This is a genomic window from Fictibacillus sp. 23RED33 (assembly GCF_015903925.1).
Classification (GTDB): Bacteria; Bacillota; Bacilli; order Bacillales; family Fictibacillaceae; genus Fictibacillus; species Fictibacillus phosphorivorans.
Genome location: NZ_JACZDX010000004.1, coordinates 64,167 through 78,671 on the forward strand (window position 1 = coordinate 64,167; position 14,505 = coordinate 78,671).

At 40.1% G+C, this 14,505-nt stretch carries 15 protein-coding genes; 13 read left to right on the top strand and 2 right to left on the bottom strand.

Annotated features, from left to right (window positions below):
• Positions 1 to 40 precede the first annotated feature (40 nt).
• The 5 genes from IHV09_RS14835 (at position 41) to IHV09_RS14855 (ending at position 5,915) form a co-directional block, all read left to right on the top strand.
• Complete coding sequence (locus IHV09_RS14835; RefSeq protein ID WP_197264839.1) at positions 41 to 1,018, top strand: sugar ABC transporter substrate-binding protein; 978 nt, start codon at positions 41 to 43, stop codon at positions 1,016 to 1,018.
• A complete protein-coding gene (locus IHV09_RS14840) occupies positions 1,015 to 2,478 on the top strand; it encodes a sensor histidine kinase (RefSeq protein WP_197264840.1) in 1,464 nt (487 codons plus the stop codon). Before IHV09_RS14835 ends, IHV09_RS14840 begins: the two co-directional genes overlap by 4 nt.
• The gene (locus tag IHV09_RS14845) at positions 2,456 to 3,976 is read left to right on the top strand and encodes a response regulator (protein WP_197264841.1); all 1,521 of its coding nucleotides are present in this window, start codon (positions 2,456 to 2,458) and stop codon (positions 3,974 to 3,976) included. Before IHV09_RS14840 ends, IHV09_RS14845 begins: the two co-directional genes overlap by 23 nt.
• A 22-nt stretch (positions 3,977 to 3,998) precedes the next feature.
• Positions 3,999 to 5,090 (top strand): D-xylose ABC transporter substrate-binding protein, encoded by a 1,092-nt coding sequence (gene xylF, locus IHV09_RS14850; RefSeq protein WP_197264842.1) that lies wholly within the window; start codon positions 3,999 to 4,001, stop codon positions 5,088 to 5,090.
• Between the two features lie 111 nt (positions 5,091 to 5,201).
• Complete coding sequence (locus tag IHV09_RS14855) at positions 5,202 to 5,915, top strand: VCBS repeat-containing protein (RefSeq protein WP_197264843.1); 714 nt, start codon at positions 5,202 to 5,204, stop codon at positions 5,913 to 5,915.
• Between the two features lie 49 nt (positions 5,916 to 5,964).
• On the opposite strand, the gene IHV09_RS14860 is transcribed toward IHV09_RS14855, so the two are convergent.
• On the bottom strand, positions 5,965 to 6,423 hold the full coding sequence (locus IHV09_RS14860; protein WP_197191924.1) for a TspO/MBR family protein: 459 nt from the start codon (positions 6,421 to 6,423) through the stop codon (positions 5,965 to 5,967).
• A 398-nt stretch (positions 6,424 to 6,821) separates the two neighbouring features.
• Here IHV09_RS14860 and IHV09_RS14865 point away from each other — a divergent pair, with 398 nt between their 5' ends.
• From IHV09_RS14865 to IHV09_RS14875, 3 genes are all read left to right on the top strand, one after another.
• Positions 6,822 to 7,943 (top strand): NADH-dependent flavin oxidoreductase, encoded by a 1,122-nt coding sequence (locus IHV09_RS14865; protein WP_197264844.1) that lies wholly within the window; start codon positions 6,822 to 6,824, stop codon positions 7,941 to 7,943.
• 120 nt (positions 7,944 to 8,063) lie between these two features.
• Positions 8,064 to 8,849, top strand: coding sequence for an SDR family oxidoreductase (locus IHV09_RS14870; protein WP_197264845.1), 786 nt, complete (start codon positions 8,064 to 8,066; stop codon positions 8,847 to 8,849).
• Between the two features lie 111 nt (positions 8,850 to 8,960).
• The gene (locus IHV09_RS14875) at positions 8,961 to 10,073 is read left to right on the top strand and encodes an NAD(P)/FAD-dependent oxidoreductase (RefSeq protein ID WP_197264846.1); all 1,113 of its coding nucleotides are present in this window, start codon (positions 8,961 to 8,963) and stop codon (positions 10,071 to 10,073) included.
• A gap of 395 nt (positions 10,074 to 10,468) precedes the next feature.
• Here IHV09_RS14875 and IHV09_RS14880 read toward each other — a convergent pair whose 3' ends face one another.
• The gene (locus IHV09_RS14880; protein ID WP_197264847.1) at positions 10,469 to 10,969 is read right to left on the bottom strand and encodes a hypothetical protein; all 501 of its coding nucleotides are present in this window, start codon (positions 10,967 to 10,969) and stop codon (positions 10,469 to 10,471) included.
• A gap of 97 nt (positions 10,970 to 11,066) precedes the next feature.
• Here IHV09_RS14880 and IHV09_RS14885 point away from each other — a divergent pair, with 97 nt between their 5' ends.
• The 5 genes from IHV09_RS14885 (at position 11,067) to IHV09_RS14905 (ending at position 14,503) form a co-directional block, all read left to right on the top strand.
• Entirely contained in the window at positions 11,067 to 11,651 is a 585-nt protein-coding gene (locus tag IHV09_RS14885) for a vWA domain-containing protein (protein ID WP_197264848.1), read from the top strand.
• Positions 11,652 to 11,789: 138 nt separating this feature from the next.
• On the top strand, positions 11,790 to 12,176 hold the full coding sequence (locus tag IHV09_RS14890) for a GntR family transcriptional regulator (RefSeq protein ID WP_194270816.1): 387 nt from the start codon (positions 11,790 to 11,792) through the stop codon (positions 12,174 to 12,176).
• Positions 12,173 to 13,075: an ABC transporter ATP-binding protein gene (locus IHV09_RS14895; RefSeq protein WP_197264849.1), complete on the top strand. Its 903-nt coding sequence runs from the start codon at positions 12,173 to 12,175 to the stop codon at positions 13,073 to 13,075. The genes IHV09_RS14890 and IHV09_RS14895 overlap by 4 nt, the downstream gene beginning before the upstream one ends.
• On the top strand, positions 13,056 to 13,799 hold the full coding sequence (locus tag IHV09_RS14900; RefSeq protein ID WP_197264850.1) for a hypothetical protein: 744 nt from the start codon (positions 13,056 to 13,058) through the stop codon (positions 13,797 to 13,799). Before IHV09_RS14895 ends, IHV09_RS14900 begins: the two co-directional genes overlap by 20 nt.
• The gene (locus IHV09_RS14905) at positions 13,796 to 14,503 is read left to right on the top strand and encodes a hypothetical protein (protein WP_197264851.1); all 708 of its coding nucleotides are present in this window, start codon (positions 13,796 to 13,798) and stop codon (positions 14,501 to 14,503) included. The genes IHV09_RS14900 and IHV09_RS14905 overlap by 4 nt, the downstream gene beginning before the upstream one ends.
• Positions 14,504 to 14,505: the final 2 nt, after the last annotated feature.

A 14,505-nucleotide genomic window follows, 5' to 3' on the forward strand; every position in this document is an offset into this window, starting at 1 on the left:
TAAGACTAGTAAATTATCGGAAAAAAAGGGGATACTTCACTTGCGCAAAGCTGGGATAATCTTTCTAAGTTTCATATGTATCTTCCTCAGTTATTTAACGTTTATAACGGCACAAAAAGCGTTTCAATCTGATTGGAAACTACCTGCAGCTTCTTCTCAGAAAGAAGATCGTTTTCGTATTGTTCTTATTACTCAAGAGTTAGATACGCCTTTCTGGGACAAGGTTGGAATAGGTGCGGAACAACAAGCTCAAGAAAGTGGAGCAAGCCTTGAAGTCTGGGGAAGCTACGGCAAGAACCAGGATGATTTTCTGAAGAAGCTTGAAATTGCTATTCAGTCAAAAGTAGATGGCATCATCGTGCAAGGACTTGATACAGAACGTTTTAAAGAGTTGACGAAAGTGAAAGCGGCGTTTTATGGAATTCCTATTATTACGGTAGGTAATGACGTGCCTAAAGCAGAAAGCCTCCGAAAAACATACGTTGGTTCAAATCAGCACTTAGCAGGAATGATGATTGCAAAACTCATGTTGTCTGACATGGGGCAAGAAGGGCAAGTCATTTTATTAAGTGATAGCCAAAAGGAGTATTATCAGGAAGAGCGGCTTTCAGGCATTAAAGAAGTGCTTCAAAGCTTTCCTAACGTAAAGACGGTTTATGCAGAAACACCTGAGACGAGAGAGCAAGTTATTGCAAAAACAAGAGACCTTTTGAATCAGTATCCCGAGGCGGACGGCTTTATTGCCGTGAACGCTAATACGGCTGGGGCCATGATTCAGGAGATTGGTAGACGAGGACAGGTAGAACCCTATTTTATTTATTCTTTTGATGATGGATCTGAATCGATCACATTACTTAATCAAAAGAAGTTGGATGGTGTGATTGAGCAGTCACCGGAGATGATGGGAAGAAAAAGTGTAGATGTTTTGATGCAGTGGCTGAAGAACGAAACCGTTCCTCTTGATGCGGATGGTTATTCCAGTGAAATTCGAATGATAAAGGCGATGGATGAGAGATGAACAGAATACAGAAAAAAATATGGATGCTCGCATCAGTCGTTCTGATCATCATGGCTATTATTTGGATAGCGCTTACCTACTATAATCAACAAACGCAAAATCAATACAATGACATTCTGCAGCGATACTTGAGCATGAATGAAGTTACAAGCAGCAGTCAACAAGTGGTGACAGATCTCAATAATTACTTGCTAGAGCCCTCTGAAGAAAATGTAGATAAACTCAATCTAAGCAAAGTAAAACTTAACGAGGCGAAAGGGGAAATCGGAAAGCTAAGAAACTCTGAAAATGATTTTGCACTCATGAATTATATGAATCTTATTGATAGTTTGATCGAAACAACAGACCGCTCTCTTATGTTCTACGAAGAATCTGACACCGAGACCTCAAACAAAGAATTTACCGAAGCGACGCGTCTCTCAAAATATATTTCAGAAATGACCCTTACCTTGATCGATACAGAGCTAAGGACTTACGACGTATTTTATAGAGGTATTATCGATCAGTCTGCAGAGTTTAAGAAATTAGGAATCTGGCTGATGCTTCTCATCACGCTTGTGTTACTCGTAATTACGTATTGGTTTAGTTTAAGTATCACAAGACCTGTGCAGCAGTTAACACGTGCAGCGAACGAGCTGTCTGCGGGAAAGTTTGATAAAGAGATCAAAGTTGAATCGAATGATGAGATCTCATTTCTTGCTCAAACCTTTAACCGAATGCGCATCAATATTAATAATCTGTTTCAGGAAATACAGCAGAAGGCGCAGCTTGAGCATGAATTGCAGCAAAACAAGCTTCTGTTGCAAGAGAGTCAGCTTAAGAATCTACAAAGCCAGATCAATCCGCACTTTTTATTTAATACGCTGAATACGCTCTCAAAAAAGGCTTACTTGGAAGGATCAGAAGAAACGAGTGATTTACTTGTAAGTGTGGCTGGTCTCTTGAGGTACAACTTAAAGTGGTTGGATAAATCCGTTACGCTTCAAGATGAAGTGATGGTGATTCAGCAATATATGAACATTCAAAAAGCAAGGTTTACTGACCGGCTGACGTTGCACCTCGATATTGATCAGTCTTGTTTAGAGGTTCAACTTCCTGGCTTGACTCTGCAACCCATAATTGAGAACGCCGTGATTTATGCAGTTGAACCAAGAGAAGATGGCGGACAGATCTGGCTTCGAATTATAGATGACGATAACATGGTGATGATTGAAGTGGAGGACGATGGCCCTGGTATTCCTGAGAATATTAGGAGACAGATTTTAAACGGTGAGCTGATCGAGACGAATCGTGCTTCAACAGGTATAGGGTTTACGAATGTTGTGAAACGGCTCCGACTTTTTTATGGTATGGAAAACTTGATGGATATTCAAAGTGATATCGGTGCAGGAACGAGGGTGTTAATAAGAATTCCTAAGAAGAGGGGGATGGAACAGCATGCTCAAACTCTTGATCGTTGATGACGAGCAGATTGAACGAGAAGGGCTACAAGTGATTCTGCAGAAGGCATTTCCTAATCTCGAGATTCATCAAGCGAAAAATGGGAAGGTCGCTGTACAAGTTGCGGCGGAATTAAAGCCTGACTTAGTGATGATGGACATTCAGATGCCAGGAATGAACGGACTAGAAGCGATTCAGCAGATTACATCCACGAATCCTTTTATTAAATTTGTGATGATTACAGCTTTTGATATGTTTGATTATGCTCGTCAGGCGATCAAACTAGGGGTGAAGGATTATTTATTGAAGCCAAGCAGAGTGAGCGAGATTGAGGAAACGGTCGGGAAAGTCTTAATGGAAATTGCAGAAGAACGCAGATCTCTCAAGGTTTTGGAAAGTACGTTGCCGCTCGTGGAAACAGATGTTGTCACACAGCTGTTGTTTGATCATGTACATGACGTCCATCTGGATATGCTTGTTGATATGCTCGACATTTCTTCCACTCATGAATCATTTGTGATGAGTATTCTACTTCCACAAGGGGGAGAAAACCTTTATTCGTTGATCAAAGAAAAGGTTAGGAAATCGGCGAGTGGGTGGGTTGGAGCATTGTATGGCCACCAGCTTCCTATTATCGTTTTTCGTAAACCAGACTGTTCATTCCGTTCTCAAGCCATTTCGCTTGCAAAAGATATTCTCTCACTGCAAAAAGTAAATTCAGACGATGGATGGTTTATCGGAATCGGAAATGTGTGTCATTCTCTAGATCAAGTTCGGCAGTCCTATCAAGAATCTCTTATTGCTACGATGGATTCCTCCTTGCCTGTTAAATATCGCTTTTATCATGATGTTCCAGTGCTTGGGAGTACAGAGGACAAACCTCAATCCAAACAGCGTGAAAAACAGTTCTTAGATGAGATTAGGTTAGGAAAGTGGACTGAAGTTCAGAAAAAAGTAATGGATCTCATCAAACGGTGCGAGAATGAGGGGGTGGATTTGCTCCAAACGCAGCAGCGTGTTCTCGAATTGCTCTGGGTCACAGCAAGAGTGATGAGCGAGATGGGAGTGGAGACAGAAACGCCTTTCTTTTCCTATCAATCTCAAGATTACCGTCAGCTTCGTTCTGAATCAGAACATTTATTAAAACAGATGCGGACTTCATACGAAGAACATTATGAACAGGTTGAGGCCGATACGATTCATCAAATCAAACAATATATCGTAAAGCATTCGCATGAAGACATCTCTCTTGAGACGTTAGGAAGAAAAGTGGGTATGAGTCCTATCTATATCAGTAAGATGTTTAAAGAAAAACTAGGAATCAACTATATTGATTTTTTGACAGAATGCAGGATTGAAAAGGCGAAGAAACTGATGGCAGATCCAGAAAAAAGCTTAAAAGAAATCACGTTTGAGGTTGGATATCACGAACCTAACTATTTCAGCAAAGTGTTCAAAAAAATGGTTACGCTTTCACCTACAGAATACCGTAGAACTGTTCTTGGGAAAAAAGGATGAAGGACGTAAAGGAGTATCATTCATGAGAAACATTATAAATCGTTTAGGCCTCGTCCTGTTATTCATAGCCATGATATGTGCTTCCGGATGCGACAAAGACAGTACGAGTAATGAGACACTTGGAAAAGCGATTTCTTCTAAAAGTGAAAAAGTGGGCAGTGAAACAGCGGAAGAGGAAAAGATTAAAATCGGTTTTTCCATGGATACGTTATTGGAAGAACGGTGGCTTAAAGACAAAGAACTCTTTAAAAAAGCCGTAGAGAATCTTGGGGCAGAAGTAGAGATACTTGCGGCCAACGGTGATGATTCTTTGCAGATTGCACAGGCTGAAACACTCATCCAAAATGAGGTTGACCTTCTTGTCGTTGTTCCTCATAACGCTGAAGCTATGGCGGCGATCGTAAAAAAAGCACATTCAGCAGGGATTAAGGTGATGGCATACGACCGCCTAGTCAAAAATGCAGACCTTGATATGTACGTATCTTTTGACAACGAAAAGGTAGGCGAGCTTCAAGCTCGAGCGATAACAAAGCTCGTTCCGAATGGAAAGTACGTGTATATAGGAGGAGCTGAAACGGATAACAATGCTCATCTGTTCAAAAAAGGCGTATTCCGAGTTCTGCAGCCTCTAATAGATAAAGGGGTTATCACGGTCGTGTACGATCAATGGTCCAAAGACTGGACACCTGCTAATGCTTTTAAAAATATGGAGTCAGCGTTGAAAGCTAACAACAATGAGATTCATGCGGTAATTGCAGCAAACGATGCTACTGCGGGTGGTGTCATACAAGCGCTTGAAGCACAAGGGCTCGCAGGGAAGATTCCGGTAGCTGGACAAGATGCCGAACTTGCTGGCGTGCAGCGGATCGTGCGTGGAACTCAAGTGATGACGGTATATAAACCGATTCAGGCTTTATCAGAGAAAGCTGCAGAATTGGCAGTGAAGATGGCAAAAGGCGAAACGATAAAAACAGAACGAAAGATAAACAACGGTAAAATGGAGGTTCCTTCTGTTTTATTATCACCGATTGCGGTTGATAAGGGGAATCTTGAAGTAACGATTTTTCGTGATGGATTCCATTCTAAAAGTGATGTTTATCAGAATCAGCAATAAATCAGTCTCCGTGATCTTCATATGGCTCGGGGCTTTTTTGTTGAATAAAGATTGTGTCATTCCCGTCAGGTGCCCATAACATGTTAGTAAACGATATCTAAGGAGCATGTTATGTATAACCATTACAATTATAGAGTAACTCCGAGTGTTGTTGCGTTTGCTAAGGGAGATGTGACTGGAGATCGTGTACCAGATGATGTATACCTAACAGGTACGAAGAGTCAGGACAGCCCATTTATTGAGAACATTACGCTTTTTGTGAAGAATGGGAGAACAGGTTCACAAACAAGAGTGCCTCTTTCTGACAATGCTGGATACAATCCAACTTTGTTTCTGGGAGATTTTACAGGTAACGGTGTTTCAGATGTGTTGGTCAGCATCAATTCGGGTGGAAGCGGAGGATTCATGTACCATTATGTGTACTCGTTTATAGGGAACACACCACAAGAAATGTTTAATTTCAACGCTTACAATGCTGCTTATGAATATGATGTGATCTACGAGAATAACTACAAAGTTCGAGTGGTAAGTAAGCGTAATAGAAAAACGTATATCATTGATATCTCTCTGAGAGACAAAGAGTATTTAAATGAAATATATGATGTGAACGGAAAGCTAAAGAAACCAATTACCGGCTTTGTAAATCCATTAAGCGGTCTATATCCAATCGATTTTGATTCCGACGCAGTTTACGAGCTTTCTGCTTATCAAAAGATCGCAGGGTTATATAACGCAGACGCTCTAGGGTATGTAGTCAATACGCTAGGATGGAGTAACAACCGGTTTGTTCTTCAGAATCAATACGTAGCGATTTCTGGAACATAATAAAAGAGATCTAGCCTTTTGAAAAGGTTAGATCTCTTTCTCTTTTTGTTTAAGCATTCATGCTATAGATCGTCCATGACAAGTAGGTAGCAAACGAACTCCAGAGAAGATAAGGGATGAGCAGCCATCCTGAAACTTTTCTTAAACGACTCGCATAAATGACTAAAAGTAAAGTCGTCACTGCAATCAATAGTGCGTCGATGCTCGCTGCGAACAAATCTTTTTGTGTAAATTGAAAATATCCGAAAGCTTGGTTGAATACATAGTTGACAGCGAATAAAATCCAAAAGCCGATTGGTTTAAAACCGTATTGATTGTAGATAAGTGTAGCTGATAGTGCGATTAAAAAGAACAAAACAGCCCATATAATACCAATTGTTTGTCCTGACGGCGTCCATGATGGCTTGTTCAGTGCATCATACCACTCGCGGTCGATTGGAAACAGAAAACTGGAAACATAGAACAGAGCGAAGATGATGACAAAGACTGCAATACTGGATTTTTTCATGCGTTACCTCCTGGGTTGTAGTGGGATTCGTGTAAGCAATTGTCTATATTTCTTAGAAGTATACTGTTCCCTTTTTAAATTATTCTTTAAACCAGAAGCGTATTTTTTGCATTTGGAAACAGAGGGTATTATTATAATAGTTACTTTAAAAAAGAAAGTTATAATTCGGGCTATTTCATAGTTAGTAATGTATGTGGTTGATTTCCGTTCCAGAATGCTCGCTTTCCGGGGGGAGTGCGGTGAGCCTCTTAGCGCTCTGCGCTGTTAAGAGTCTCACCTGTCCCTCTGATCCCCCAGGAGTCTCGCATCTTGCACTTCAATCAACTTTCATGGAAGAAAAAAGATAAAAGCAAAAACGACTTGAAGAGCCCAATAAAAATAAGAGGTGGAAGACAAACATGATGAATAAAAAATATGTACCATTGTTTGAATCTTATCGTTTTAAAAATGGAGTTGAACTTAAGAACCGTGTTGTCATGGCACCGATGACAAACTTTTCTTCAAATGAAGACGGAACTGTAACAGATGAAGAAATTCGCTACTACGAGCGCCGTTCTGAAGGTGTTGGAATGGTGATTACAGCTTGTACGAATGTTACGGCTAACGGTAAAGGATTTCCGGGAGAGTTCGCTGGAGATACGGATGAAATGATTTCGAGTCTTCGTCGTTTAGCTTCTTCCATAAAAGCAAAAGGATCAAAAGCGATTCTACAAATCTTTCATGGTGGTCGTGAAGTACCGCCTGAGCTTGTTCCGAACGGAGATGTTGTAAGTGCGAGCAATATTCCTTCAGCTGAAGGAAAACCTGTGCCACGCGAACTGACTTCAGAAGAAGTATCTTCTATCATTCGTGATTTTGGTGAAACCACTCGACGAGCGATTGAAGCGGGTTATGACGGTGTTGAGATCCACGGTGCGAACGGCTATCTGATTCAGCAGTTCTTTTCGCCACACGCTAATCGCCGTGAAGACCAATGGGGCGGCTCATTAGAAAAACGTATGGCGTTTCCTTTAGCGGTTGTAGATTCAGTGAAAAAAGCAGTAGCTGAATATGCAGATGACTCATTCATCGTAGGCTACCGTTTCTCACCAGAAGAACCTGAAACACCAGGAATTACGATGGCTGATACGTTAGCGCTCGTCGATGCACTCAGTGCTAAGAAATTAGATTATCTTCACGTTTCGGTAATGGATTTCTGGTCTGAACCTAGACGAGGAGTTGAAGATACACGTTCACGCATTGAGATTATTAACGAAAGAGTGGGCGGTCGTGTACCTGTTATGGGAGTAGGTTCAATCTATACAGCAGATGATGCGATCAAAGCATTAGGATCAGGAGTACCTTTGATTGCTCTAGGTCGTGAATTAATCATCGATCCAGATTGGGTACAAAAGATCGAACAAGGGAAAGAGTCTGAAATCGTAACGAAACTTGATAAAACAAAGCAAGATGAACTAGTAGTACCAGATCCGTTGTGGAACGCGGTATTGAATGCACCAGGTTGGTTCCCAGGAGTTTAATAAAAGATATAAGAAAAAGCAGGAGCTGATCCTGCTTTTTTATTTTGTAAACACAACAAAGTTTACTTTCAACAGGTGTGGGAAGAGATAGAGTAGACATAAGACTGGGAGGCAGATTGAATGAGTAAAACTATATTTATAACAGGCGCAGGAAGTGGATTAGGAAAAGGTGCCGCAATCGGACTCGCTAAAAAAGGGCACGCAATCATCGCCACAACTGAAACGACATCACAAAAAACAGCCCTTTTAGAAGAATCTAAGGATCTAGGTCTTGATATTGAGGTGTTCAAACTTGATATTACAAATGAACGAGATTTAAAACAAATAGTGAAATATGACTTTGATATATTTGTAGCAAATGCAGCGATCAATGAGGGAGGCGCATTAGCTGAAGTTCCGATGGATCGCGTTCGTGCACTATTTGAAGTTAACGTATTTGCTACGCTAGAATCCGTTCAGCTAGCAGCGAAAAAATTCGTCGAGAAGCGTAGCGGGAAAATTATCTTTTTAAGTTCTATGGCAGGTATATCAGCGACACCATATGTTGGCCCGTATACGGCAACAAAGCATGCGATTGAAGGAATTGCTCAAACGATGCAGGCTGAGCTTCAAGAGTTCGGTGTAAAAGTGGCAACCATCAATCCAGGTGCTTATGCAACAGGCTTCAATGATCGAAGTGCAGAAGAAAAATACAAATGGTATGACCCCGAAAAGAATTTTACAAGAAGAGAAGATATGAAGAAGCAAGAAGAGAAGCTGAAGAATCAATATGATCCAGAGGACATGATCGAGAAAATGATTGAAATCATCCCTGCTGAGCAACACCAATTCCGAACTGTTCATCCACAGGAAGTAGAAGAACAGTTAAAGAAAACGGAGAAAGAACGTTGGGAAATGAAAATATAAAGTAATCAACATCTGAGGAGGCCCTGATGAAAAGTCAGGGTTTTTTGAGTTTTGTTTAAGAAAATACTATAGTTAGATACATATATAACGGGATAGTAGGGATGTTGGAATATGAAAAAAATAATTGTTATCGGGTCCGGAATTTTAGGAGCGTCTACCGCTTATCATCTTAGTAAATTTGATGTAGACGTTCTATTAATCGATAGAAAAGATAAAGGACAAGCGACAGATGCAGCAGCTGGCATCGTGTGTCCGTGGCTATCTCAGCGTCGTAACAAAGCTTGGTATCAGTTAGCAAAAGGCGGAGCGCGGTATTATCCTGAACTCATCACGATGCTCGAGGAAGACGGTGAAACGGATACGGGTTACAAACGGGTAGGTACACTGAGTTTACATGCAGATCCTGAAAAACTTACAAAAATGGCAGAACGCGCTCTGAAACGTAGAGAAGATGCACCGGAAATCGGTGAGATCACGATACTTTCTCCTGAAGAAACGAAGAAACGCTTTCCGCCTTTATCCGATGATTTCGGATCGGTCTTCGTAAGTGGTGGTGCTCGTGTAAACGGAAGAGCGATGCGTGACGCTCTGTTGAACGGAGCTAAGAAAAACGGAGTGCAAATCCTCCAAGGAAATGCGAGCCTGCTTCATGAAGGAAACAAGGTTTCTGGTGTTTCTGTTAACGATCAAACCATTCTCGCTGATCAAATTATCATAACAGCAGGAGCATGGTCGAATGAGATCTTAAAGCAACTTGGAATCAACTTTAAAGTAACGCCACAAAAAGCACAGATCATCCACTTGGATTTGCCAAAAACAGATACAGCTGATTGGCCAGTGGTGATGCCGCCGACAAATCAGTACATCCTTACTTTTGATGATCGCGTCGTTGTAGGAGCAACACATGAAGATGAGGCAGGTTTTGATAACCGAGTTACGGCAGGCGGTATTCATGACATACTCTCAAAAGCCTTAGCTGTCGCACCTGGTCTTGCAGAAGGATCACTTCTTGAGACGAGAGTAGGCTTCCGTCCGTTCACGCCAGGTTTTTTACCTGTAATCGGGCCACTTCCTAATTTTGATAACATCTTGGTCGCGAACGGCCTCGGTGCATCAGGGCTTACAAGTGGACCATACTTAGGAGCTGAACTTGCGAAGATTGCATTAGGAAAGTCTACAGAACTAGATATATCTAACTATGATGTTTCAGGTGCTATTGAATAATCGTTATGAAAAAAGACAACTTCCACATAAGTGAGTTGTCTTTTATTTAAGCTTTTTCTAAAAAGTTGTCGCTGTTAAAAATGATTTTAACTCTTCTATACAAGTTGATTGAAGAGTAAGGTTTGCCGACTCCTATGGGAAGAGCGGTCAGGTGGAGACTCCTAAGGGCGCAAAGCGGCAGTACGAAAAGTGAAAGTGACTCGTTCAGCCCCGACAAGCAAAAGGTAAATGGGCTTGGAAGGCGTACTTTGCCTTCTTGACCGTTTAACTTTTGACCTCGAGGGGCTAGTCACTGCAACTAGACAGGAGGCTCACCGTTCGCCCCATGGAAAGCGAGCAATCTGGAGCGGAAATCAACTACTTTTGGGGAGCAACTATATATACGAAAACACTTTTTATATGGTACTCCCAATCGGTTTTAGGCTGAAATACACCAGGTACTCATTGACAGCATCTATATCATAGATTTTTTTGTTAATGAAAAATTTAAAGATTAAGTCGTTTGTATCACTGTGAGATAGTGAGTATCCTGCACTTTCCAGAAGCTCTTCTGTATCATCTTCGTCCAATTCCAAACCAAGAGCCAGCGCAAGAATCGTATTTTTCTTTGGTCGGTAATCTGATTTAGAGCGAATCTTAGAAAAGTGCTTTCGATCTAAACCGGCTTTCTTATAAACATCTGCGTCGGTCACACCTTTTTCATCAATCAGTTGAAAAAGCCTTTCTTGCAGCGTTGGCTTTTTGTTGTGATGAATAAACGCATCTAACTCAAAACGAAGACTGCTTTCTTCTAAACATTCCTCCATCATCTTAGGAGATCGACAAACTTCTAATTCCATTATGAAATAATTATTCAGGTAAGTTTCTAATTCTAATAAAAGCTTTTGATCAAGCATACCCGACCAACTCCTAAAATGTCGCTTCACAGGCGACCATTTGCTGAATCTTTCTAGCTATGATTATAGCATGACAAATGTTAGGAGATGGTTAAGGATGAACAGAAAAATAACAGAAATCGTATTTTTACTTGATCGAAGTGGTTCGATGTCAGGACTGGAGAGGGATACTATTGGAGGGTTTAACTCGTTTATAAAAAGGCAAGTTGAACGTAAGGGAAAAACACTTCTTACGACCGTTTTATTTGATGATCAGTATGAAATTCTATGGAATGGTGTAGCTGCAGAACAGGCGCATCTAACGAGCGAGGACTATTATGTACGCGGAACTACAGCGCTTTTAGATGCTGTAGGCAAAACCATATTGGATGTGGGTTACAGGCTATCACGCACTGAAGAAAACGATAGACCAGGTAAAGTGATCTTTGTGATTACGACAGATGGAATGGAAAACGCGAGTTCCGAATTCACACACGAAAAGGTAAAGAACCTTATTGAACATCAGCAAGAGAAATACAATTGGGATTTTATTTTTATGGGTGCAAATATTGATGTGATTGCTGAAGCTAAAAATCTTGGTATTAAAGAAGAAGATGCATTTCGTTTTGAAGCTACCGATGAAGGTGTAGAAAATTTATATGCCATGATGAGTGAAGAAATCATACAGCGAGGAAATAAATAATCTGACCATCAGACAGTCTCCATATACAGGAGAGTGTCTTTTTTTATGTCATCATAAACAACATATTGCATATATTGGAAATCTATAGTACATTACATATGTAATGTACTATAGTGGTAAGTTGGAGGTGAGGGAGATTTGCTGCTAAATGCTGATAGTATGAAACCGATTTATGTTCAGATTTCAGAATGGCTCGAGAACGAAATCTTGAACGAATCGATTTCAGCAGATGAAAAAATATATTCGCAATATCAACTAGCTGAAATGTTTAATGTGAATCCAGCTACTGCCGGTAAAGGCATCAATTTGCTGGCTGACGATAACGTTCTTTATAAGAAAAGGGGATTAGGAATGTTTGTTGCGGCGGATGCAAGAAAAATTATCCTCGGTAAAAGAAAGAGTTCTAAGCTACATTCACTTGTAACCGAATTAGCCCAAGAAGCCATTCAGTTGCAGGTTGAAGAAGAAGAACTTGTAACGATGATCAGGGATATGCACCAAAGAATAAAGGAGGAGCAATCATGAATGTTGTCGTTTGTCATGATCTGACTAAACAATATGGTCGATCGAAAGCAATCCAAAATATGACCTTTCGTATAGCGGAAAATAAGATTACCGGTTTGATTGGAAGGAACGGTGCGGGAAAAACAACGTTATTAAAAATTATTGCTGGTTATCTTCATCATTCTGCGGGTGATATACAAGTATTCTCTGAAAATCCGTTTAATAATCTAAAGGTTTCGGCAAATACAATCTTCATCGATAACGAGATGAGTTTTTCACAAGGGCTAACATTAAAAGAACTGCTTGAAACAGCGGGGAGTTTTTATCCGAATTGGAACCACGAATTAGCATTGAAATTATTTGATTATTTTTCTTTTAACCCTAATCAATATCATGGAAATCTGTCAAAGGGAATGAAGAGCACGTTTAATATGATTGTTGGCTTAGCGGCACGCTGCCCACTCACGATCATGGATGAGCCAACAAGCGGGATGGATTCTGCGACACGTAAGGATTTTTACCGAGCGTTATTAAAAGAATACATCGCCTATCCAAGAACGATCATTCTTTCTAGCCATCTATTAGATGAAGTAGAAGATCTGTTAGAAGAGGTACTACTCATTAAGTCTGGTGAAAAGTGTCTTCACCTACCCATCGATCAACTAAAAGAGTACGCGATTGGCGTGAGAGGAAAGACGGTTAATGTGGAGAAGTGGACTGAAAAAATGGAACCGATTTCCATGCAAGAGATCGGCGCATATATGTCATATGCGGTCATAAGAAACGATCGTTCAATAAAAGAATTAGAGGATGCTAGACAGTTAGGGTTAGAAATCACGCCAGTTTCTGCAGAAGATATTTGTAGTTATCTAACAAGTAAAACAAAGGGTGGGATCGATCATGTATTTAGCAGAGGTTAAGGCTTGGGACATCGTGAAGAAACAATACCGCTATAAGCTAAAATCATACTTTGGTGTTTTTACATCGTTAATCGTGATCCAGTTGCTAGCGATTCTTTTTTCTTTTAATGGAACGGGCATGGGTGGTGGTTCCTCGAATTCATTAAGCTATGAGTTTTACTATTACACGAGTGATATAATCCTAGTCTTTATGATGATTTGGGCGTTTATAACAGCCATCATCATAACAACGAGAGCGTATCGTTATGATGATTTTTCTTTTGTCACGAACCGTACCATCAGCCAAGTTTCTAACATTCTATTCCTTATTTCAGCTAGTATCTTTGCAGGTATAACGGTATATCTTTCTACTCATCTCTTTCAAATCTTAGCGTTTTACTTCAAAGATAATTATTCAATCATCGTTGATTCATTATCGTTTACTGAATTAGTCATGGGGATGATTACTTCCATTCTTTATATTTTTCTGTTTGCTTGCGCAGGGTATCTTGTTGGTATTTTAATTCAGCTTCATAAAGGTTTCTTGTTAATTATTCCTACTATCTTGTTTGGAGGCTTAATTTTGGATGGAGTTGGTGGCGATCCAGAATTATTTGTAAATATAACAAGGTTTTTTGGAGAAGAAACATCATTTATTCTGTTCATTTGTAAAATTGCTCTCGTTTCGTCCCTTTTACTGCTAGCTAGCCTTGGGATTTCTAACAGAATGGAGGTAAGAAAATGATAATTATATCTTTCTTGCCAATTTTAATTGTGTTTATTATCGTCGCATTTGGAATTGGAATCATGAGATCAAACACTAAAGTAAGCTTAGGAACAAGAAAAATTCGCTGGATCCTTGGCGGATATACATTTATTCTAGCGATTGCTACAGTTATTTCACTAAGCATCCTTCCAGACCACAAGAATGATCAAAAGGTAGCTACAGCAGCTGAAATGAACAAAATAGAAAACGCTCAAAACAGGGCAGTAAACAATTTGTATTCAGGAAATCTAGATGACCTTGATAAAGCATTTTCTGAAAAGAAAAAGTGGTCTTTTCCATTTAGTGAAAAGGCGTTAGACATTGTTTTAACAGAGGGGGAAACAGGCATTATGAGTGTTTTTGCTGAGCGGAAAAGCGCAAATGATGGGGAGATTGAAGCGTCTTACTATATAGGAAAATCTTATATTGATGGTGTAGATTTCACAGAAGAATTGCATCCACCAGAGCTATTATTAAACGGACAACAGCTAACCGTAAATAACCCATCTTTAGTGACAGTTAGTTTCTCTAGGTTTTCACCAGGCTTTGCATACAGCCAGTTCTCTAAAGGTGGACACTTTAGTCAAGAAAATCGTAACTCTGTGATCGGCCGTGATTTTATTCTTTTAAAAGTACCTAAGGATATTGAGCTAAATGGTGATATTAGCTGGATAAACGAATAGAG

Coding starts and splice junctions, on each gene's coding strand:
- IHV09_RS14885 (WP_197264848.1), top strand. CDS start 11,067: ATGAACAGAAAAATAACAGAAATCGTATTTTTACTTGATCGAAGTGGT.
- IHV09_RS14855 (WP_197264843.1), top strand. CDS start 5,202: ATGTATAACCATTACAATTATAGAGTAACTCCGAGTGTTGTTGCGTTT.
- IHV09_RS14840 (WP_197264840.1), top strand. CDS start 1,015: ATGAACAGAATACAGAAAAAAATATGGATGCTCGCATCAGTCGTTCTG.
- IHV09_RS14900 (WP_197264850.1), top strand. CDS start 13,056: ATGTATTTAGCAGAGGTTAAGGCTTGGGACATCGTGAAGAAACAATAC.
- IHV09_RS14895 (WP_197264849.1), top strand. CDS start 12,173: ATGAATGTTGTCGTTTGTCATGATCTGACTAAACAATATGGTCGATCG.
- IHV09_RS14865 (WP_197264844.1), top strand. CDS start 6,822: ATGATGAATAAAAAATATGTACCATTGTTTGAATCTTATCGTTTTAAA.
- IHV09_RS14845 (WP_197264841.1), top strand. CDS start 2,456: ATGCTCAAACTCTTGATCGTTGATGACGAGCAGATTGAACGAGAAGGG.
- IHV09_RS14870 (WP_197264845.1), top strand. CDS start 8,064: ATGAGTAAAACTATATTTATAACAGGCGCAGGAAGTGGATTAGGAAAA.
- IHV09_RS14875 (WP_197264846.1), top strand. CDS start 8,961: ATGAAAAAAATAATTGTTATCGGGTCCGGAATTTTAGGAGCGTCTACC.
- xylF (WP_197264842.1), top strand. CDS start 3,999: ATGAGAAACATTATAAATCGTTTAGGCCTCGTCCTGTTATTCATAGCC.
- IHV09_RS14860 (WP_197191924.1), bottom strand. CDS start 6,423: ATGAAAAAATCCAGTATTGCAGTCTTTGTCATCATCTTCGCTCTGTTC.
- IHV09_RS14905 (WP_197264851.1), top strand. CDS start 13,796: ATGATAATTATATCTTTCTTGCCAATTTTAATTGTGTTTATTATCGTC.
- IHV09_RS14880 (WP_197264847.1), bottom strand. CDS start 10,969: ATGCTTGATCAAAAGCTTTTATTAGAATTAGAAACTTACCTGAATAAT.